22 protein-coding genes are annotated in these 21,637 nt (G+C 41.3%); 19 read left to right on the top strand and 3 right to left on the bottom strand.

Annotated elements, in window-relative coordinates:
• Positions 1-8 precede the first annotated feature (8 nt).
• The 6 genes from aroE to LQ226_RS07795 are packed head-to-tail and all read left to right on the top strand — an operon-like array spanning position 9 to position 3,425.
• Complete coding sequence (gene aroE / locus LQ226_RS07820; RefSeq protein ID WP_231417271.1) at positions 9-857, top strand: shikimate dehydrogenase; 849 nt, start codon at positions 9-11, stop codon at positions 855-857.
• A complete protein-coding gene (gene yhbY, locus LQ226_RS07815; RefSeq protein ID WP_231417270.1) occupies positions 851-1,141 on the top strand; it encodes a ribosome assembly RNA-binding protein YhbY in 291 nt (96 codons plus the stop codon). The genes aroE and yhbY overlap by 7 nt, the downstream gene beginning before the upstream one ends.
• Before the next feature lie 14 nt (positions 1,142-1,155).
• On the top strand, positions 1,156-1,725 hold the full coding sequence (locus LQ226_RS07810) for a nicotinate-nucleotide adenylyltransferase (protein ID WP_231417269.1): 570 nt from the start codon (positions 1,156-1,158) through the stop codon (positions 1,723-1,725).
• A complete protein-coding gene (gene yqeK, locus LQ226_RS07805; RefSeq protein WP_231417268.1) occupies positions 1,712-2,293 on the top strand; it encodes a bis(5'-nucleosyl)-tetraphosphatase (symmetrical) YqeK in 582 nt (193 codons plus the stop codon). Before LQ226_RS07810 ends, yqeK begins: the two co-directional genes overlap by 14 nt.
• Before the next feature lie 3 nt (positions 2,294-2,296).
• Positions 2,297-2,665: a ribosome silencing factor gene (gene rsfS, locus LQ226_RS07800; RefSeq protein ID WP_231417267.1), complete on the top strand. Its 369-nt coding sequence runs from the start codon at positions 2,297-2,299 to the stop codon at positions 2,663-2,665.
• 1 nt (position 2,666) lies between these two features.
• Positions 2,667-3,425: a class I SAM-dependent DNA methyltransferase gene (locus LQ226_RS07795; RefSeq protein ID WP_231417266.1), complete on the top strand. Its 759-nt coding sequence runs from the start codon at positions 2,667-2,669 to the stop codon at positions 3,423-3,425.
• Positions 3,426-3,516: 91 nt separating this feature from the next.
• Here the strand turns inward: LQ226_RS07795 and comER are convergent, their stop codons facing one another.
• Positions 3,517-4,347 carry a late competence protein ComER gene (gene comER / locus LQ226_RS07790; RefSeq protein ID WP_231417265.1) on the bottom strand — a complete coding sequence of 277 codons (831 nt, stop codon included), beginning with the start codon at positions 4,345-4,347 and terminating at the stop codon, positions 3,517-3,519.
• A gap of 82 nt (positions 4,348-4,429) precedes the next feature.
• On the opposite strand from comER, the gene LQ226_RS07785 reads away from it, so the two are divergent.
• The 3 genes from LQ226_RS07785 (at position 4,430) to LQ226_RS07775 (ending at position 7,877) form a co-directional block, all read left to right on the top strand.
• Entirely contained in the window at positions 4,430-4,996 is a 567-nt protein-coding gene (locus LQ226_RS07785; RefSeq protein WP_231417264.1) for a helix-hairpin-helix domain-containing protein, read from the top strand.
• A 68-nt stretch (positions 4,997-5,064) separates the two neighbouring features.
• Complete coding sequence (locus tag LQ226_RS07780) at positions 5,065-5,655, top strand: ComE operon protein 2 (RefSeq protein WP_231417263.1); 591 nt, start codon at positions 5,065-5,067, stop codon at positions 5,653-5,655.
• Positions 5,652-7,877: a DNA internalization-related competence protein ComEC/Rec2 gene (locus LQ226_RS07775; protein WP_231417262.1), complete on the top strand. Its 2,226-nt coding sequence runs from the start codon at positions 5,652-5,654 to the stop codon at positions 7,875-7,877. The genes LQ226_RS07780 and LQ226_RS07775 overlap by 4 nt, the downstream gene beginning before the upstream one ends.
• 97 nt (positions 7,878-7,974) lie before the next feature.
• Here LQ226_RS07775 and LQ226_RS07770 read toward each other — a convergent pair whose 3' ends face one another.
• Positions 7,975-8,109, bottom strand: coding sequence for a YqzM family protein (locus LQ226_RS07770; RefSeq protein WP_231417261.1), 135 nt, complete (start codon positions 8,107-8,109; stop codon positions 7,975-7,977).
• A 346-nt stretch (positions 8,110-8,455) separates the two neighbouring features.
• Here LQ226_RS07770 and holA point away from each other — a divergent pair, with 346 nt between their 5' ends.
• The gene (gene holA / locus LQ226_RS07765) at positions 8,456-9,493 is read left to right on the top strand and encodes a DNA polymerase III subunit delta (protein WP_231417260.1); all 1,038 of its coding nucleotides are present in this window, start codon (positions 8,456-8,458) and stop codon (positions 9,491-9,493) included.
• A 336-nt stretch (positions 9,494-9,829) separates the two neighbouring features.
• Here holA and rpsT read toward each other — a convergent pair whose 3' ends face one another.
• Entirely contained in the window at positions 9,830-10,096 is a 267-nt protein-coding gene (gene rpsT / locus LQ226_RS07760) for a 30S ribosomal protein S20 (protein WP_036785716.1), read from the bottom strand.
• 176 nt (positions 10,097-10,272) lie between these two features.
• Here rpsT and gpr point away from each other — a divergent pair, with 176 nt between their 5' ends.
• The 9 genes from gpr to dnaJ all read left to right on the top strand — a co-directional run bounded on the left by gpr (position 10,273) and on the right by dnaJ (position 21,614).
• Positions 10,273-11,376: a GPR endopeptidase gene (gpr, locus tag LQ226_RS07755; protein WP_231417259.1), complete on the top strand. Its 1,104-nt coding sequence runs from the start codon at positions 10,273-10,275 to the stop codon at positions 11,374-11,376.
• An 82-nt stretch (positions 11,377-11,458) separates the two neighbouring features.
• Positions 11,459-12,616 (top strand): stage II sporulation protein P, encoded by a 1,158-nt coding sequence (spoIIP, locus tag LQ226_RS07750; protein ID WP_231417258.1) that lies wholly within the window; start codon positions 11,459-11,461, stop codon positions 12,614-12,616.
• Positions 12,617-12,629: 13 nt separating this feature from the next.
• On the top strand, positions 12,630-12,977 hold the full coding sequence (locus LQ226_RS07745) for a DUF3679 domain-containing protein (RefSeq protein ID WP_231417257.1): 348 nt from the start codon (positions 12,630-12,632) through the stop codon (positions 12,975-12,977).
• Positions 12,978-13,447: 470 nt separating this feature from the next.
• Positions 13,448-15,274, top strand: a complete 1,827-nt coding sequence (gene lepA, locus LQ226_RS07740; protein WP_284526537.1) for a translation elongation factor 4 — start codon at positions 13,448-13,450, stop codon at positions 15,272-15,274.
• 164 nt (positions 15,275-15,438) lie between these two features.
• A complete protein-coding gene (gene hemW / locus LQ226_RS07735; protein WP_231417256.1) occupies positions 15,439-16,587 on the top strand; it encodes a radical SAM family heme chaperone HemW in 1,149 nt (382 codons plus the stop codon).
• A gap of 87 nt (positions 16,588-16,674) precedes the next feature.
• The gene (gene hrcA, locus LQ226_RS07730; protein ID WP_231417255.1) at positions 16,675-17,718 is read left to right on the top strand and encodes a heat-inducible transcriptional repressor HrcA; all 1,044 of its coding nucleotides are present in this window, start codon (positions 16,675-16,677) and stop codon (positions 17,716-17,718) included.
• Positions 17,719-17,866: 148 nt separating this feature from the next.
• Positions 17,867-18,439 carry a nucleotide exchange factor GrpE gene (grpE, locus tag LQ226_RS07725; RefSeq protein ID WP_284526536.1) on the top strand — a complete coding sequence of 191 codons (573 nt, stop codon included), beginning with the start codon at positions 17,867-17,869 and terminating at the stop codon, positions 18,437-18,439.
• Positions 18,440-18,477: 38 nt separating this feature from the next.
• A complete protein-coding gene (dnaK, locus tag LQ226_RS07720) occupies positions 18,478-20,295 on the top strand; it encodes a molecular chaperone DnaK (protein ID WP_231417253.1) in 1,818 nt (605 codons plus the stop codon).
• Positions 20,296-20,489: 194 nt separating this feature from the next.
• Positions 20,490-21,614: a molecular chaperone DnaJ gene (dnaJ, locus tag LQ226_RS07715; protein ID WP_231417252.1), complete on the top strand. Its 1,125-nt coding sequence runs from the start codon at positions 20,490-20,492 to the stop codon at positions 21,612-21,614.
• Positions 21,615-21,637 lie beyond the last annotated feature (23 nt).

Genomic DNA, 21,637 nt, shown 5'->3' with positions numbered 1-21,637 from the left:
GTTTATCTATGGGGTATTTATTTGGCCTCGTCGGCTATCCCGCTAAGCATTCTAAATCTCCTTGGATCCATGAACACTTTCTTCATCAGCATAGTCAACAAGGAGCTTACCGAATTTTCGAGACAAGCCCGGAATTATTAAGGGACCAGCTTCATGCTTTAAAATTGGTAGAAGTAGATGGGTTTAATGTAACTGTTCCTTATAAAGAAGAGATTATCCCTTATCTGGACGAAGTGGATGAATACGCGTCATCTGTTGGGGCAGTTAATACGGTTCATGTCAAAGACGGAAAGTGGATTGGTTACAATACCGATGGAAGAGGGTACGTTCGCTCTCTTCTTGAACAATACCCTGATACTAAATTAAACGAGACGCGTGTTTTGCTCCTTGGAGCAGGCGGGGCTGCCAGAGGAATCTACAGAGCATTAAGTGAGGTTGGTTGTCCTGTCATTGATATTGCGAATCGAACAGCATCACGTGGAGAAGCATTACTCAGCCTTCGCTGTGAAGGAACGCATTCTTCAGTTCTCTCGCTTGCTGAAGCTGAAAATGAGCTCTCAACATATGACCTCATCGTTCAGACAACTTCGGTGGGAATGAGTCCCAACGAGGATAACCAAATTATTTCTTTAAGAAATGTAAGAGATCGTGCTATTGTTAGTGATATTGTATACAAGCCATTTGAGACTTCCTTATTAATAGAAGCCTCAAGTAAAGGCGCTCGTGTTTTACACGGTCATGGTATGCTCATTTATCAGGCAGCATTAGCTTTTGAACAATGGACAGGAATGTCTGTTGAGGCAGACCATATTTTAACTAAATTTGAACAGCAACTGAAAGGTGATACAACATGTTAACTGGAAAACAAAAACGATTTTTACGCTCAAAGGCACACCATCTCAATCCCATATTCCAAGTTGGGAAAACGGGTGTAAATGAAAATATGATTGATCAAATCTCTGACGTATTAGAAAAAAGAGAGTTAATCAAGATCAGCATTCTACAGAACTGCTTTGAAGATAAAGATGAAGTAGCGAAAGAAATTGGTGAAGGAACCGAAGCGGAAATCGTTCAAATTATTGGAAATACGATCGTTATTTACAGAGAATCAGACGAGAACAAACAGATTAAACTACCGTAAAAAAGGAGTTTAGCATGAAAAAAATTGGATTGTTAGGAGGGACATTTGATCCTCCTCATATGGGTCACCTTCTTATAGCAGAAGAGGTGTACCAGCAACTAGGATTGGATGAGGTGTGGTTTATTCCTTCAAATGATCCCCCTCACAAAACAGCAACCGATACATTGGTAAATGATCGTCTTGAGATGACGCAATTAGCAATAGATTCAAATCCCCATTTTAAAGTAAATACCATTGAAATCGAACGATCTGGCATCTCCTATACATTCGATACAGTGAAAACGTTAATCGATGAATTTGAGGATATTCAATTTTACTTTATAATGGGGGGAGACATGGTTGAATACTTGCCCAAATGGCATAGGATTGAAGAGCTCGTTGAGATGATTACCTTTGTAGGTGTTAAGCGGAAAGGGCATGAACTATCCTCTCCATTTCCGATACAAACGATTGACATCCCTGTATTCGAAGTGTCTTCCACTGTAATACGAGAACGCATAGGTGAGGGACGATCAGCACGCTACTTATTACCTGAACTCGTAGAATCTTATATAAAGGAGAGGGGATTGTATGGATCAGAATGAGGCATTAGCTTTACTCAAACCTCACTTGAAACAAGAACGTTATGATCATACCGTTAGAGTGATGGAAACGGCTTTGGAATTAGCAAATCGATACGGGGTTGATGAGAAGAAAGCAGAACTTGCAGCCATCTTTCATGATTATGCGAAATACAGACCTCTCGAAGAAATGAAGAAATGGATTACATCCACTTATCTACCTAAGGATTTATTGCATTATCACCATGAACTATGGCATGGTCCCGTTGGTGCTTTATTGGTGGAGAAAGAAATTGGAATTACAGATGTAGAAATCCTGGATTCTATTCATTATCATACAACAGGACGTACACACATGACTCAACTGGATAAGGTGATCTTTCTTGCTGATTACATTGAACCTGGTCGTAAGTTCCCGGGAATTGATGAAGTGAGAGAAGCGGCTCAGGTGAGTCTTGATTACGGATGTTGGATGGCAACGAAGAATACCATCGGTTTTCTGATGAGTAAGAATCAACCTATTTATCCTGACACCTTTTATGCGTACAACGCTTTAACAAAGGCGAAGAATAACAAACACGAAGGGAAGTAAAAAATGGAAAGTAAGGAACTAATGAAGATTGCCGCACAGGCATGTGAAGATAAACGAGCAGAAGATATTATCGCTATGGATATGCAGAATGTTTCTTTAATTGCAGATTATTTTATTATTTGTCATGGTACAAACGAACGTCAGGTTCAAGCCATTGCAAGAGGGATTAAAGAAGCTGCGGAAGAGCAGGGAATGATTGTTAAACGTATGGAAGGCTTCGAGGAGTCTCGTTGGATTCTAGTCGATTTAGACGATGTAGTTTGTCACATCTTCCATAAAGATGAACGTAACTATTACAACTTAGAACGTTTATGGGGAGATGCGCCTTCATACAGCATGCAGGAAATTACTCCAGGCCAAGACCAGGTGTAATATGAGTTATGGCCGTTTTGCGGAAATTTACGACACCTTAATGGAAGAGGTCCCTTATCAAGACTGGGTACGGTTTACCCAGTCTGCCCTTAAAGTGACAGGTGCGCAAGTAGAAAGTGTCTTAGATCTTGGGGCAGGAACAGGCGAGATCTCTATTCGCTTAGCTCAAAAAGGGTATAACGTGACAGGTGTTGATCTGTCAGAAGACATGCTAACTATTGCGAATCGTAAATCGACAGAACAAAAAGCTTCTGTAGAGTGGTTGAAGCAAGATATATCCTCTTTAGATATGCCTGTCCAATACGACATGGCCATTAGCTATTGTGATGTGATCAATTACATGACAAATGAAGAAGACGTTCAAAACACATTCAAGAATGCCTATGAGGTGATAAAACCAGGTGGCTTGTTTTTGTTTGATGTTCATTCAATAGGGTATATTGATGGGTATCTCAGTGGCCAGACCTTTGGGACTGTTACGGATGAGATCAGTTACATTTGGTTCTGTGATGAAGAGGAAGAAGATCACTCTGTGACCCATGATTTAACTTTCTTTGTGCAAAAAGGCGATTTATATGAGCGATTCGATGAATATCATAGTCAACGAACATTCCCAGTTGCCACCTACGTAACATGGCTCCAGGATTGTGGCTTTAATGTATTAGGAATTCATAGCGATTTCAAAGAAGAAGCAGGCTATGATGAAGAAGAAAACGATCGAATCTTTTTTATCTGTCAAAAATCAACCGGACAAGAGTAAAGACTCTTCTCCGGTTTTTGTATTTTTTAGAGGGATTTTGTTTAATGATGGAGAATGATTACTATAAGAGTCCCATTCTACCAAAGAGGGATTAGTCCGCCTCTTTGTTTTTTTGTTCTTCCAACTCCCATTTATCTTGTTTGTACTTTCGGTGGGTCCTTTGAAATAAATGGTGAAACATTTTACCTGTCTCTGTTTCAAGCACTTCTATTCCTTCTCCAGTAACACCGCCTTTTACACAAACTTTCTCCTGTAATGTAGGTAATGAATAATGTCCTTCCTCGAGTAATTTTCCAAATCCAATGAGCATTTCAGTAACCATGGTTGTAGCTTCTTCTTCAGAAATTTTGGTTTCTTCACATGCGGCATCTATAAATCGTTGCAGTAAATAGCTGAAAAATGCCGGACCGCATGAAACGATATCTGATGAGACGCGCGTAACATTCTCGTGAATTTGTACGGGCCGTGAGTACCTTCTGCAACACTGCTCCACATAAGCCTTCATTAAAGGGGATACTCGTTCTCCAAACGTTAACAAGGTAACCCCTGATTGAGCTCTGTTTGTAATACTCGGAACCCACCGCACTACCTGACAAGGAACTTCGTTTTCAAGGTCTTCCACACTGTATGGACTTGTAATGGAAACTAAGCACTGCTGCTTAGTTAAATATGGCTGTATTTTCTGGAGAAGGGGGTAAATATCCAATGGTTTGACGCAAATAAAAAGCATGTCGACTTGATTTGCGAGTTCAGCCGCTTCTTCGCAAATGGTGATACCTGGATAGCTCGCTTGTAACGTCTTTGCCTTTGAAAGGGTTCGATTTGTTACATAAAGCTGCTCTTGATCAATCATTCCTGAATCGATCCAGGCCTCTGCTAAAATTCTTCCCATGTTCCCCGTGCCAATAATGCCCCACTTCATGTTAGGTCCCCTCCTTTACATGTTAATCTTTTCTTAATAACACTGTTCCGTTACCAAATATATGAGAGAAGGTAGATCGTTTATGATTCGAATCTACAAGTATTTTCTATCGATCGCTGTTTTAGTTGCGTTTGTTTTATGGATGCTATGGCCTCAAGAGCCTCCAACAGATGAGGTTCCAATTTTGCAAAAGGATAAGGAGGAATCAATAAATCTTAATCAACCTCAACAAGAAACTTCTCTCATGTATGTGGATGTAAAAGGAGAGGTGCACAGTCCAGGAGTGTATCAGATGAAAGAAGGGAGTCGTGTTGAAGATGCGATTGATCGTGCTGGTGGCCTGACGGTTCAAGGGGATCCTTTGTCCGTTAATCTTGCCCTCCGCGTGCAAGATGAAATGGTTGTTATTGTTCTGGAGAAAGGGGAGGGGCGTTTATCAGATGAGCGTCTTTCCGATAAAGTATTTGTTAACCAAGCTTCATTAGAAGAGTTAAAAACATTATCAGGAGTTGGGGAAGCCAAGGCGAAGGCCATTTTAGAATACCGGGAAACAAATGGTCCCTTTCAAAATGCAGATCAACTTCTTGACGTTAGTGGAATTGGACAGAAGACATTAGAAGGGTTTATTGAAGATATTCAGCTTCCTTAACTTGATTGACGGAAATAAGGACAAGAAGTACACTGAATGAAAATGAAGATTAGAAAAGGTGGATCGGTATGAATCGTATTTCCTGGGATCAATACTTTATGGCTCAAAGCCATTTATTAGCGCTAAGAAGCACGTGTGAGAGGTTAGCGGTAGGCGCAACGGTGGTGCGTGATAAACGAATGATAGCCGGTGGCTATAATGGAAGCGTCTCTGGAGGCGTTCATTGTATCGATGAAGGGTGTTACGTAATTGATGGTCATTGCGTCAGAACAATCCATGCTGAAATGAATGCTTTACTTCAATGTTCAAAGTTTGGGGTAGCGACAGAAGGGGCGGAGATTTACGTAACGCACTTTCCGTGTTTGCACTGTTGCAAGGCTTTAATTCAAGCTGGTATTCAAACGGTCTATTATGCGAAAGATTATAAAAATCATCCATATGCCATTGAGTTGTTCCGGGATGCTGGTGTACAGACAGTGAAAGTAGAAGTAGAAGAATCATTTGATCCAAGGTCCCTTGAGAAGCTTGAATACATCAATGGCCTGATTGAACGATTATCAAATGCCAGGTCGTCACAAGAAGAAATTAAACGCCTAAAAGAAGAGGCCATGAACCTATTCTCATCTACTCCATCTCAAGCTAACGGACCTAGACTGTGAAAGGAAACGGCTATTGGTTAGCCGGATTTTCAGCTCTTGGTGTTTACCTTGCACCATTGTCATATAGCTGGCTATTTGGATTTATTGGTTTGGGCGGTATCCTCCTATTCCGCCCTGCTAAACCAAAATTCTTAATGGTCTGTCTCATGCTCTATACTACGTGTTCACTCTCCGCTTCTCTCCAACCTGAAACGCCCCCGGCTGTTACCTCCTCAATCGAAATAGAAGGAACGGTTACAACGTCTCCTCTATTTGAAGAAAAGTACACCTCATTTATTATTCAAGACGAAGAAACGAAACAAAAATGGAGTGTTTTCCTTTTTACCTCTATGCCCGCTCATTCTATACAATTTGGTTCGACTTGTTCTTTCACAGGAAAGGTTGAACGCCACGCCATTTCAAGAAACCCGGGTGAATTTGATTATGAATTATTCATGCTTTACAAAGGGATACGAGGGACGATTATCGCTGATGCTTCTACATTAGGGTGTCTGGGATCGGGGTGGTATGCTGGGTTGTTTACTAAACGACAACAAATGCTCGACTATATAGATGATACGTTATCTCCTTATGTATCTTCTTGGGTGAATGCTCTTGTCCTTGGTGATGATCGTTATTTGGATGAGAAAACAGTGGTTCTGTTTCAGAAATGGGGTCTTTCTCATTTACTAGCTATTTCAGGTCTTCACGTCGGGTTATGCATCGCATTCTTCTCCTACCTTTCCCTTCGCTTATCCTTACTTACTAAACGAAAGTTGATCTTCGTACTCATGTTTCTTCTACCCATGTATATCTTCTTAGCAGGCGGTGCGCCGTCAGTTATAAGAGCCGTTTGTATGGCGGAAATTGCCATGTTCTTATCCCTTATTAAACAAAAATGGCCGATGACAGATAGTATCAGTTTTCTCTTTTGCAGTGTTCTTCTTCTTAACCCTTCCCTCATACACCAACTCGGATTCCAGTTTTCATTTCTTGTAACATTTGGGATCCTCGTGTCTCGAAAATGGATCGAGTCATCACAAAATCCTTTTGAGACATTGCTTCGTTTATCCTTGTTGTGTCAACTGATAGTCCTTCCTTTACAAGTTCATTCTTTCTATTTATTTAACCCTCTTTCTCTTTTAGCAAATCTTCTTTTTGTTCCCGTTATGTCCGTATTTCTGCTTCCTTTTTGTTTAGTCTTAGTGGCCTCAATATTTTGCTTACCGTCTTCAATCATTCAAATTTTGGATCATACGTTTCATACAATTACAGCATGGCTCATTAGGATCCTTGAAATGTTGGATGAAACCATGTATGTAAAATGGGTGATTGGTCAACTTTCGTTTATCAGCATTGTCATTTTTGTCGTCATGTTTGTCGGGATGATGGTAGCTTGGGAACGGAGTAATCGTAGGCGCGCCTTTTTATTTGGAATCGGGTTGTCTGTAGCGTTGATGTGCCAAGGAATCGCTCCATACATTCATTCGCCGGGGCGCGTGGCCATGTTAGATGTAGGACAAGGAGATTGTTTTATTATTGAATGGCCTAATCGACAACACATTATGATGATTGATGCTGCTGGTGTGTTAGACGAGGAGAATGATGAAACATTTACAAGGATTATTCAGCCTTATCTTCATGAACGGGGGATACAAAAGGTTGATACGCTGGTGCTTAGTCATGCAGATCAGGATCATATAGGGGCCGCAGAAGAAGTGCTTCAAGCATTTGGGGTGGATACAGTGCTGACTAGTCCATATTTTAAAGGAGAACTGCCTGTTGGTGATGTAATGTGGGAGAAAGTAAAAGGAGGGGATCGATTTGTTATAGAAGAGACAAGGTTTGATGTGTTATACCCGATTAAGGAGTCACAAGATAAAAATGAAAATTCCATAGTAATGAAGTTTGAAATGGGAGGATGGATATGGATGTTCACAGGGGACGTGGGAAAAGAAGGGGAAACGGAGATGGTTCGCCTGAATCCTGAACTGGATGTGGATATTCTAAAAGTTGGGCATCACGGTAGTGACACATCTACTGGAGAGGAGTGGTTAAAAGCTATAACACCTGAAGTGGCTCTCATTTCATCAGGCGTGGATAATCAGTACGGTCACCCACATGATTCGGTGATTAACCGCTTGAATAAGGAAGGAGTGAAGATGATACGGACAGATCAAAAAGGGGCCGTTATTTTTCAATTTTCTAAAGGGACAGGTACCTTCTATAGTCATTTGCCATAGGATATTCTGTACTAAGTAATCTTTCCTTTATATTAAAAAATGTGATCAACGTAAAAAAGAGACTGTTTTGGCAGTCTCTTTCATGGCTTACTCCTTGCTAGTTGCCGATAAGTCGTATCCCTGCGCCAATCGCGAAAATAACAAAGAAAAAGATGAACGAAAACGCGAATCCTTTGGCAGAGTCTACAACGTCGTTCGTTGGTGATTGAACTTCTTTTTTGAACTCGTTCACGTTTAACCCCTCCTATACCAGTTATTAGTATAAACGGTTTCATAAAAAAAATCTACAATGCATGAACATTTCGTTATTATACGGTTCCCTTTGTTGACAAGAGTTAACACCCATAGTTTTTTTCGTTTTGGCTAGGCTATAAGTATCGGTCAAAACATCGTTATCACCCGGCTTTCCTAGGGGCGCGGGTGATGCGTTTATATAGATGACTGGGGGGAATGGGAACCATTTCCCTCTTCTGTTTACTAAAGGAATTTATTACAAATTGATTATGGAATGATTCTACACTTGAAAGCCTTCCGTTTTCCATATACCATACTGTTAGACCCGAATGGAGGAAGGTACGATGGTATATTTTGACGCTCTTAAAGAAATAAAGAAAAAGCAGTTTGAACCAGTTTACCTGCTGTATGGAACAGAGAGCTATTTGATCCAGGATATTCAACAAGCACTTGTGAAACATGCTGTCCCAGATGATGAACAAGATGTAAATTTATCCGTATACGATCTGGATGAAGTTCCGATCCAAGAAGTGATGATGGATGCAGAAACCTTTCCTTTCCTCGGAGAAAGAAAGCTATTGCTATGCAAAAATCCAAGTTTCTTAAAAGCTAAACCAGATAAATTACAAATTGAACATGATGTCTCGGTATTGCAACAATACCTCGAACAACCGGCTGAGTATTCAATTGTTGTATTTATAGCACCATATGAAAAAATTGATGAACGAAAAAAAATCGTGAAGCAAATGAAAAAGTCTGGAAAAGTGATTCCGTGCCAATCTCTAAAGGAACACGAAATGGCCAGCTGGGTGCACAGCTTGGCAAAAGATTTACATATAGACATAGAATCTGCAGCTGTCGACGTTTTTATTCAAGAAAATGGGACAAACCTCATGTCTATTCAGAATGAACTGGAAAAGATGTCTTTGTATGTAGGAGATGGCGGTACGATCACCAAAGAAGTCGCGGATCTGTTAGCTGCCCACAACTCCCAATCATCGGCATTGAAGCTCGTTGATGCTGTGATGAATCAAAATGTTGAAAAGGCCATTTTAATCTATAAAGACTTAGAGAAACAAAATGAAGAACCAATTGCATTACTCGCATTGCTCGCATCTCAATTCCGCCTTATTTATCAAACGAAACTCTTACAGCAAAAAGGGTATACCCAGAATCAAATGACGCAACAAATCAAAGCCCACCCCTTTGCGATAAAAATGGCCCTTGGACGCGCCAGGGGCTTTAACGATAAACAACTAGGAACCATCATGCAGCTACTCACAGACACAGACGCAGCCATGAAACAAGGACGTATGGAGAAGAACCTCGCTTTCGAACTCCTCCTTTACCAACTTGTCCACGTAAAAAAGAAAAGAGCCTAACAAAAAAGCGATCTAAAAAGATCGCTTTTTTTGTTTTGGAATTTTGAACTTTGATCTAAGAAGTGAGAAAAATTTAGGCTGAAGGTCCGTTAAACAAATGATGTGGAGGCTAGATGGGGGATGGCGAGACTCCCGCGGGGTAAGGAGCCTAGGGGAGACCCCACAGAGAGCGATAGCGAACGAGGAGGCTTCCCAGCTCACCGCAGGAAAGCGAGCTGTCCCCCATCTAGCCTCAAGCACTTTTATCGTAACGGACCTCCTCTAAATTTTTACATAAAAAAACGACCCTCTTAGTAGGATCGTTTGTTGGTTGGTCATAAAAACGGAATGACGTATTTACGCTGTAACGGATTTAACGCGACGAGAAAGACGAGCTTTCTGACGGTTACCTTTGTTGCGGTGCATAAGACCTTTGCCTACAGCCTTATCGATCTTTTGTACAGCATCTTTGAAAGCTTCTTTAGCTTCCTCAGTTTTGTTGTTGTCAACTAGGTTGTCAACACGCTTCATTGCAGAACGAACATCAGATTTGAAAGAGTTGTTCTGAGCGCGCTGGTTGTTTTGTGTAATAACACGTTTTCTAGCTTGCTTGATATTAGCCATCTATTTTCACCTCCTGGAGAAATTGAACCTGCTTTAAAAGAGCATTTATTCGAACAAGAGACATTTTATCAGAGCACACAACAGTTTTCAACATAAATATAGGATCATAATCATTTTCACTCATGTATGAAAGAGAAAAGGGACGTGCATCCTAGTAAAAAAACGGAGGGTTTCGCATGTCAGTGAATCTAGATCATTTTCAAGTCCGAACCGATTTAGCTGTTGAAGCTAAAGACATGGCATCACAAAAAGGGAAGCAAGATTCTGAGCATCCTGAAGGGGTACGTGTCCAGGAGAAGAAGGAAGCTGAAGATATAAAAGTTACTTATGTAGAAGTGGATGAAAAAGGATCGGAACAAATCGGAAAAAAGCCTGGTTCTTACATTACGATTGAATCCCAAGGCATTCGTAAACATGATACAAGTCTAATGCATCATACGGCATCGGTAGTTGCTCGAGAGCTAGAGGAGCTGCTAACGAAAAGTAATGTAGCCCCGGATGCCAGATGCCTTGTTGTTGGATTAGGAAATGATGACGTAACCCCTGATGCTTTAGGGCCTATGGTGGTTGATAAGCTGCTTGTTACGAACCATATGTTTGAACTTCAACCTGAAACAGTGGACAAAGGGTTCCGTCCAGTATCTGCTATTACCCCAGGTGTTATGGGCGTAACGGGGTTAGAAACAAGTGATATTATCGTAGGCGTCATTGAGAAAGTAAAACCTGACTTTGTAATCGCTGTGGATGCTTTAGCATCTCGCTCCATTGATCGGGTGAATAGTACAATCCAACTATCAAATACAGGAATCCATCCAGGGTCAGGGGTTGGGAACAAGCGCAAAGAGTTAAGTGAACAAACGCTAGGAATACCTGTTATTTCTTTAGGGATCCCGACTGTTGTCGATGCGGTGACGATTGCAAGTGATACGATTGATTATATGCTTAAGCATTTTGGGAGAGAATGGAACGAAAAGGAGAAACCATCCAAATCGTTGACTCCTGCTGGCATGGACTTTGGTGAGAAAAAAGAGCTTACAGATGAGGATTTACCAAATGAAGACCAACGTAAAGCTGTATTAGGAATGATCGGAGGATTGTCAGATCAGGAGAAAAGAAAGCTTATCCGAGAGGTCTTGACTCCAATTGGGCATAACTTAATGGTCACACCTAAAGAAGTAGATGGGTTTATGAAAGATATGGCTCATGTCGTGGCGAGCGGATTAAATGCAGCTCTTCATGAAGATGTCGAACCAGACACAGAAGATTCTTTTACAAGATAAAAGATAGACAGAGGTTCTACTCTTTCTCTAGTTTTCATAGAGTTTACTAGAGTCAGGAAACAAGAGAAAGGGTGACCTTGCTTTGAGTTCTAAGGGATTACTACTTGTTCATAGAGAACTGAAGAGATGGTATAAACGTAGTGGAATTTATTTAATAGGCTTAGTAGGAGTCTTTCTGTTAATTGGGTTACTTACCTCTATTCAGCCTGCTTATCGCCTGTCTTCTTCTACCCTTCATACCTGGACGAGCCAAATTAGCGGTCCATCCTTTTTACATTTAATGAGTATGGAGAATCGGTTATTTGAAGGGGCATATCCAGAGGATTATGAACACATAAAAATGTCAGAAGGTCTGTTTCAAATGGCCACAAGCATTAAGCCAGATGACCCTCGTTCTTTCTTAGGTAGAGAGTTGCCCGGCTTTTCGGCATATGATGGTCAAATTGTTGTAGCAGGTGAAGGAACAGACTATACGACGATGGCGGTTGAATCTTCTCCACCTATGGAAATATTCGATCAGGAAGAAGAAGGGGTTGTACCAAAAGAAGGTCAATCTCCAGCGCAAGATAGTCCTCCTAAAGACCAAGCCTTGCCAACAACAGGCGATAAAGATGTAGTGTTGATCTACCACACTCATAATCGAGAATCTTATTTCCCTATTCTTCCAGATGGGGCAACAGATGCTTTTCATTCTAAAGCGAATATTACGCTAGTAGGCGATCGATTAGCTGAAAGTTTAAAAGACAATGGAATTGGAGCCAAAGTTGATAAGACGGATATAACGAAGCAATTGAAAGATAAAGGTATGGAATATTATGAATCCTATGATATGTCCAGAGCTGTTGTTCAAGAAGCGATGAGTTCAGAAAGAGAACTGCAATATTATTTTGATCTTCATAGAGATGCAATTGGTAAGGAACATACAACAGCCGAAATAGATGGTAAGACCTATGCCAGAATTTTCTTTATTGTCGGAGGAGAGTACGCTCACTATGAACAAAATTTAAAGCTAGCAAATGAACTTCATGAAAAGATGGAAGAGGCTTATCCTGGATTGAGTCGCGGCGTCATGACAAAGAAGGGCTCCGGGACCAATGGCAAATTCAATCAAGATTTATCTCAGAACGCAATGCTGATTGAGTTTGGTGGTGTGGAAAATACATTAGACGAATTATATCGAAGTGCGGATGCAGTTGGAGAAGTGTTTAGCGATTTTTATTGGCAAGCAGAAGATCAGTAAGGAGATGACCCCTATGGTACGCTTCACAGTGACGTTTCTAATTATGATTGTATTGTTCCTTGGTGGCGTATTAGTCGGAATGAATCAAGCAAGTATCGGAATGATCCAAATGCGAGGCTTTTCTAATGGAACTTTTCAAGAAGCGGTTCAAACGGAAAAGTTAGAAACAGGGGATTATGAAGTCCAGGTCCTTGGTAGAGATTTTCAGCAAGTCTCTGTTCAGGAAAAACAGCAACAGTACCAGGAACATAATGAAGCACGTGGTCTTCAGAAAGTAGCGGTTATGTTAGAAAAAGCGGTCAACTGGGCGTACAATACTGTTATTTATACCATTTATCACTTATTTCAGGTGTTCTTTTAATGCGTCGGCCCCACACGATGTGGGGTCGTTCGTCGTTGGCGGGTGACGCGGCGGTTTTAGTCGAACTTCCTCTTGTGCTTAGTGCGCCTGCGCTTTTCGGTGATGTTCAGCTCCGGGGGCTAGGACCTAGCGTCATAAGCAATCTGACTCCAGTTCGCTACGCGAACTTCTGTCAGCTTACTTATGCGTACGGGGCTGAACAGTCGCCTGCGCTTTTCGTATTGTCTAGCTCCGGCGGGGAGGGCCTAGCGTGATAAGCACCCCGCCTGCGCTTTTCGTATTGTCTAGCTCCGGGGGCTAGGACCTAGCGAGATAAGCAAGCGAACTCCAGTGGCTAATGCCACTTCCGTTCGCTTGCTTATCCGTACGGTCCTAAACAAGCCCCCTGCGCTTTTCGTATTGAAGTATTCCCTCTACATTGCTATAATCAAAGCTAGCTATGGTTTCGGATTAAAGTAGGAGTGATTAATGTGAGTAGCGACAAGATTAAACAAGAGAATGTGCGGAATTTTTCAATTATCGCTCATATCGACCACGGCAAATCAACATTAGCCGATCGTATTTTAGAGAAGACGAAAGCTCTGACGCAGCGGGAAATGAAAGAGCAGTTTCTAGATGCGATGGATTTAGAGCGTGAGCGTGGGATTACGATTAAATTAAACGCCGTTCAATTACGATATAGCTCTCCACATAAGGGAGAGGATTATTTATTCCACCTGATTGATACACCAGGTCACGTCGATTTTACATATGAGGTATCTCGTAGTTTAGCAGCGTGTGAAGGGGTTATCTTAGTCGTAGATGCGGCGCAGGGAATTGAGGCTCAGACATTAGCCAACTTGTATTTGGCATTAGATAATGATTTAGAAATTATTCCTGTTATCAATAAAGTAGACTTGCCAGCGGCTGATCCAGATCGGGTAACGAAGGAACTTGAGGATCTGCTTGGCGTGACGAAAGATGAGGTTATCTTAGCTTCAGCCAAAGCCGGAAAAGGAATTGAAGAGATATTAGAAGCCATTGTAGAACGAATTCCATCTCCGATTGGCGAACCAGAAGATCCATTGAAGGCGTTAATCTTTGACTCCTTGTATGATCCTTATCGTGGAGTTATTGCCTCAATCGCTGTAAAAGAAGGATCTGTTAAAGTGGGTCAGAAGATTCGCATGATGCAGACTGGAAAAGAGTTTGAGGTTAATGAGATAGGCGTATTCAATCCAAAGCCTACTCCTAAGAACGAACTAACTGTAGGGGATGTTGGGTATTTAACAGCGTCTATTAAAAACGTAAGTGATTCACGTGTCGGGGACACCATCACCCGTGTAGACAAACCGGCTGCAGAACCATTACCAGGTTATAAACGTCTGAACCCAATGGTATTCTGTGGAATGTTCCCGGTTGATGCGAATAATTACAACGATTTACGTGAAGCCCTTGAGCGGCTTGAGTTGAATGACTCTTCTCTCCAATATGAGGCTGAGACATCACAAGCGCTAGGATTTGGTTTCCGTTGTGGATTCCTAGGCCTTCTTCATATGGAGATTATCCAAGAGCGAATTGAACGCGAATTTAACATTCAACTGATCACGACAGCTCCAAGTGTTATTTATGAAGTTGAGCTTACGGATGGTGAAACGGTTACCGTTGATAACCCTTCTCTAATGCCTGATCCACAGTCAATTAATGAAGTACGTGAGCCATTTGTAAATGCAACGGTAATGGTACCGAATGACTATGTAGGTTCTGTTATGGAGATTTGTCAGAAGAAGCGCGGATCATTTGTAGATATGCAGTACCTAGATGATAATCGCGTCAATATTACGTATGATATTCCATTATCAGAAATCGTTTATGATTTCTTCGATCAGCTGAAGTCCCAAACAAAAGGGTATGCGTCGTTTGATTACGAATTAGCTGGATATCGTGCGTCTAATCTTGTGAAAATGGATATTTGGTTAAATGGTGATACAATTGACGCTTTATCCTTTATCGTTCACAGAGACTTCGCATTCGACAGAGGTAAGGCCATTACAAGTAAGCTAGTAGAGCTTATTCCGAGACAGCAGTTTGAGGTACCTGTTCAAGCAGCAATCGGAAATAAAATTGTGGCTCGCTCTACCATTAAGGCGATGCGTAAAAACGTACTTGCAAAATGTTACGGCGGAGATATCTCACGTAAGCGTAAACTTCTTGAGAAGCAAAAAGAAGGTAAGAAACGTATGAAGATGGTCGGATCTGTAGAAGTGCCACAAGAAGCCTTTATGGCTGTTTTAGAAATGGATTCTGACGACAAATAAGAGAGAACGATTAAAACCGCAGGAGCTTTTCTTGCGGTTTTTATACTTTCAACTTTGCGACCATATATGTTTAACTGCAGTAGGGAGTAAATGAGCCACCACAGAACTTTTAGTACTCTCTTTGCTTGAACAAAGCTAATTTATTTTAAAGGAACGTGACGATCATGATTACATCAGCCTATATTCATATACCCTTTTGCCACCAGATCTGTCATTATTGCGATTTCACCAAGTTCTTTTATAACCCAGAACTTGCTGATCAGTACTTAGAGGCATTAGAGAACGAAATTGTAACGGCAGTTGGGAAGCAAAAGAAACCAATGAAAACAATTTTTGTAGGAGGAGGAACTCCTACGGCTTTATCTTATGAACAACTTGAGCGTTTGCTAAAGATGATTGCAGAATCCTTTGATGTAGATGCGCCGCTCGAATACACGTTTGAAGCGAATCCAGGTGAATTTGATGAGAAGAAATTGGCTCTGTTAAAGGAATATGGGGTCAATCGAATATCGTTTGGAGTACAGGTGTTTGATGACGAACTACTTGAGAAACTAGGTCGAAACCATCGAGTACAGGATGTGTACGATAGTCTTCGTCTGTTTGAGAAGCAGCAATTTGACAATGTGTCTGTAGATTTAATGTATGGCCTTCCCGGCCAGACGTATGACCAGTTCAAGAAAACGATTGATGAAGCACTTCAGTTGGGTCTGCCCCACTATTCTTCTTATTCGTTGCAAATTGAGCCCAAAACGGTTTTCTATCTTCGACATAAAAAAGGCAAACTCCATAAGCCTGTCGAAGAAGAAGAGGCAAACATGTACGAATTACTCATGAGTGAGATGAACAAAAGTGGTGTATATCAATATGAAATTAGTAACTTTGCCAAACCAGGATATGAAAGCAAGCACAATCTGACATATTGGAACAATGATTACTATTATGGGTTTGGTGCAGGTGCACATGGGTATTTACCAGGGGAGCGCACCGTAAACATCAAGCCATTGAATCAATATACGAAGAAGGCTAAGGAAACGGGTGTCCCTCAACTTTATGTAGAACCTGTGCACCATAAGGAAGAAATGGAGGAGCAAATGTTCCTTGGATTACGTAAAGTTAAAGGAGTTTCTTTAGATGAATTCCAGAGACGCTTCGGCCGTTCCATCCACTCCCTATACTCGGGTGAATTAGATTATTTAAAAAGGAAAAACTGGATAACGGAAGCAGAGGATCATATTGCTCTCACTCCTCAAGGTAGACTCTTTGGGAATGAGGTTTTTGCTCAATTTTTAATTGAAGATGAAAAGCTTCAGTGAAATATCGTTGACAAGGAGCGAGGCATTTGATAATTTATTATTAGATTTAGCACTCGCATTCAATGAGTGCTAACAGAGGTGATCATCATGTTAACAGAGAGACAATTGTTGATATTACAAGTGATAATTGATGATTTCATCCAGTCTGCGCAACCTGTAGGATCAAGAACGATCTCAAAAAAAGAAAGCGTATCTTATAGTTCAGCTACGATTCGAAATGAAATGGCTGATTTGGAGGAGTTAGGATTTCTTGAGAAGACGCACTCCTCCTCAGGAAGAGTTCCTTCTGAAAAAGGGTATCGCTTTTATGTTGATCATTTGATGTCTCCATTTAACTTGTCAGGAAGAGAAATTTCTTTTGTGAAACAAGCTTTTGACAATCAAATGGTTGAATTTGAACAAGTCGTTCAGCAGTCTGCGCGGGTGTTATCCGAGTTGACGAACTATACGTCGATTATTCTTGGACCCGAAGTATACGAGACAAAATTAAAGCAATTACAAATCATTCCCCTATCGCAGATTTCTGCTGTAGCGATTCTTGTAACGGATACAGGTCATGTGGAGCACCGCTCGTTTACAATTCCTGTAGAAATTAAACCAGCTGATCTAGAGAAGATGGTCAACATATTAAATGATAGGCTTAATGGTGTACCGATTATTTATCTTCACCATAAGTTAAATACCGAAATTGCTACCTTACTCAAGAAGCACACAAGTGATTTTGAGAAGGCCTATCAGTATTTGCGAGCCGCTTTATTTGATGAACAACCAGCGAAGCTTTACGTTGGAGGTAAGACCAACATTCTTATGCAGCCGGAATTTAGAGACATTGATAAAGTGAGAACATTGTATTCGATGATTGAAGAAGAAACAGAAATTGCTCACTTACTCCGTCACAATTCAAGTGATATCAAAGTTTCTATTGGAACAGAGAATGAAGTGAGTGCTATGAAAGATCTCAGTATCATTACTGGATCCTACTCCATTGGGGATACGCAACTAGGAACAATCGCTTTGCTTGGTCCTACTCGGATGGAATACTCAAAAGTCATTTCTTTATTGAATTTACTTTCAGACCGTATGACAGAAACATTCCATTCTTGGTATCAAAAAGGTTCAACTGGGGAATAGATGATAAAGGCAATTTAGGACGTCTGTTCTCTTTTTTACTAGAGCTATTTGCTTGCATATAAGGTTGAACGGGCTTTTTATAAAAAATACCCAAAATTGAAGGGTTATCGGTTTAGTTTAGATTCAATTTCTGATATATTCTTAACCGGTGCAAAAGACCGAACGAGTTCTGGAGGAGGTGACAAACATGGACGAAAACAAACAACAAACAGAAGAAGTCGAACAAGAAGAGGTCGTTGAAAATCCTGAACAAGAAATCGTGGAAGAAGACGCTGGTGAAAATGATGAACTAGCTAAACTTCAACAGGAAAAGGATGAAACGTACCAACGTTTGTTACGCTTACAAGCAGATTATGATAATTTCCGTCGTCGAACGCAGAAAGATCGTGAGAACGACCGTAAATATAAATCTCAATCACTAATTGAGGAATTATTACCTGCACTTGATAACTTTGAACGTGCGCTCCAAGTGGAAGCACAGGATGAAAAGTATGCAGAAGGTATGAACATGGTTTATAAACAGCTAAAGAGTGCACTAGAAAAAGAAGGCCTAGAAGAGATTCCAGCTGTTGGGGAGGAATTTGATCCTCATATGCATCAAGCTGTTATGCAAGTAGAAGATGAAAACTATGAATCAAATGTTGTCGTAGAGGAGCTTCAAAAAGGTTATAAACTAAATGACCGCGTGATCCGACCATCAATGGTGAAGGTGAATCAATAAGCTCGCTCTACATATGAAGAAAAAGGAGGAAATTTGTCATGAGTAAAATTATTGGTATCGACTTAGGTACAACAAACTCTTGTGTTGCTGTAATGGAAGGCGGCGAATCTAAGGTAATTCCAAACCCTGAAGGTAGTCGTACAACTCCTTCTGTTGTTGCTTTCAAGAATGGTGAACGTCAGGTTGGTGAAGTAGCAAAGCGCCAGGCGATCACAAATCCTAATACAATCCAGTCTATCAAAAGACACATGGGTACAGACTACAAAGTAGAAATTGAAGGAAAAGAGTACACTCCTCAAGAGATCTCTGCAATCATCCTTCAGTATATCAAGTCTTACGCAGAAGACTATCTTGGTGAAACGGTTGAGAAAGCTGTTATCACAGTTCCAGCTTACTTCAACGATGCTGAGCGCCAAGCTACTAAAGATGCTGGTAAAATCGCAGGTCTTGAAGTAGAGCGTATCATTAACGAGCCAACAGCAGCGGCTCTTGCATACGGAATTGACCAAGAACAAGATCAAACTCTTCTTGTTTATGACCTTGGTGGCGGTACATTTGACGTTTCTATCCTAGACATCGGCGACGGTACATTCGAAGTTGTATCTACTGCTGGTGACAACAAGCTAGGCGGAGATGACTTTGACCAAGTAATCATCGATCACATGGTAGCTGAATTCAAGAAAGAAAACGGCATTGATCTTTCTAAAGATAAAATGGCTCTACAGCGCCTTAAAGATGCTGCAGAAAAAGCGAAGAAAGACCTTTCTGGTGTTGCTCAAACACAAATTTCTCTTCCATTCATCACAGCGGGAGAAGCTGGTCCACTTCACTTAGAAATGAACCTAACTCGTGCGAAATTCGAAGAGCTTTCTTCTAGCTTAGTAGAACGCACAATGGAACCAACTCGTCGTGCTCTTAAAGACGCAAGCATGTCTTCAAGCGACATCGATAAAGTTCTTCTTGTAGGTGGTTCTACTCGTATTCCAGCTGTTGTGGAAGCACTTAAGAAAGAAGTAGGTAAAGATCCTTCTAAAGGCGTAAACCCTGACGAAGTTGTAGCACTTGGTGCTGCTGTTCAAGGTGGCGTACTTCAAGGTGACGTTAAAGACGTTGTCCTTCTAGACGTTACTCCACTATCTCTTGGTATTGAAACAATGGGTGGCGTTACAACGAAATTAATCGAACGTAACACAACAATCCCTACAAGTCAGAAGCAAACGTTCTCTACTGCTGCTGATAACCAAACAGCTGTAGACATCCACGTACTTCAAGGTGAGCGTGAAATGGCACAAGATAACAAAACACTTGGTCGTTTCCAATTAACAGACATCCCACCAGCACCACGTGGTGTACCTCAAATCGAAGTATCCTTCGATATTGACGCAAACGGTATTGTGAACGTACGTGCGAAGGATTTAGGTACAAATAAAGAACAATCCATCACAATCAAATCTTCTTCTGGTCTTTCTGAAGACGAAGTAGAAAAGATGGTTCAAGAAGCAGAAGAAAATGCTGATGCGGACAAGAAGCGCCGTGAAGAAGTTGAGCTTCGTAACGAAGCAGATCAGCTAATCTTTACAACAGACAAGACGATCAAAGATCTTGGCGAATCTGTAACAGAAGAAGATAAAGAAAAAGCTGAATCAGCTAAATCTGAACTTCAAACGGCACTTGAAGGTGAAGACCTTGAACAAATCCGTGAGAAGAAAGATGCTCTTCAAGAGCAAGTACAACAACTTTCTGTAAAAATGTATGAGCAAGCACAACAAGCTCAAGAAGGCGCTGAAGGCCAAAGTGCAGAAGAAGACGTTGTAGACGCAGACTTTGAAGAAGTAAACGAAGACGACAAGAAGTAAATAAAGCATCCAAACCAGGATGATCCAGATAAAAAAAGTCAAAGTCAGGGGGTATCTTGGCTTTGACTTTTTTACTGTATGGATTTTGTTTGTTCGTGTATTGGGAATAATGTGAATGAATTAACTTTGAATCGGTTATGAAACCGTGTTAATATAAACTTTATGTGAGTAGAGAGTCGGGAGAGTGATCTTCAGTGAGTAAACGCGATTATTATGAGGTTTTAGGTGTATCGAAAGATGCTTCTAAAGATGAAATAAAGAAAGCGTATCGTAAATTAGCAAAAAAATATCACCCAGATGTCAGTCAGGAAGACAATGCGGAGGATAAGTTTAAAGAAGCCCAAGAAGCATGGGATGTTCTAGGTGATGAGCAAAAACGTCAACAATACGACCAGTTTGGCCATGCAGGTCCTAACCAGGGTGGTTTCGGAGGATTCGGTGGAGCCGAAGACTTTGGAGGCTTTGGAGACATCTTTGACATGTTCTTCGGTGGTGGAGGACGCCGTCGCGATCCGAATGCCCCTCGTCGAGGCGCCGATCTTCAATATACAATGACGCTCAACTTCGAAGAGGCCATCTTCGGTAAAGAAACAGACGTCCAAATTCCAAAAGAAGAAGAATGTGAAACATGTGATGGATCTGGTGCAAAACCTGGAACGAAGCCGGAAACTTGTCCACACTGTCAAGGTGCCGGACAACTTAATCAAGAACAAAACACTCCATTTGGCCGCGTTGTGAACCGCCGAGTATGTCATCACTGTGAAGGAACAGGTCAAATCATTAAAGATAAGTGTAATACGTGCGGTGGAGATGGAAGAGTTACAAAACGTAAAACAATTCATATTTCTATTCCAGCAGGTATTGACGAAGGTCAGCGTATTCGCGTATCTGGTCAAGGTGAACCTGGTGAAAATGGAGGACCGACTGGAGACTTATATGTTGTCGTTCAAATCCGTCCACACGAGTTCTATAAACGTGAAGGCGACCACATCTTCTGTGAGATGCCTCTAACGTTTACACAAGCGGCGCTTGGTGACGAAATTGAGGTTCCAACCGTACACGGGAACGTCAACCTTAAGATTCCAGCAGGTACTCAGAACGGTAAAACGTTCCGCCTGAAAGAAAAAGGTGCTCCAAATGTTCGCGGCTATGGTCATGGAGACCAGCACGTAAAGATTCGCGTAGTGACACCAACGAAAATGACAGATCGTCAGAAAGAATTACTACGTGAGTTCCATGATATTAGTGGAAACCAGCCAACAGAAGAACAACACGATAACATTTTCCAACGTGTTAAGCGCGCCTTTAAAGGCGAATAAGGAATCCAGAGTAAAGAGAGTTG

It is taken from the genome of Pontibacillus sp. HN14 (assembly GCF_021129245.1).
GTDB lineage: Bacteria > Bacillota > Bacilli > Bacillales > BH030062 > Pontibacillus.
Note: the sequence above shows the minus strand (reverse complement) of the source record. Positions and strands in the feature narration are given on the sequence as shown.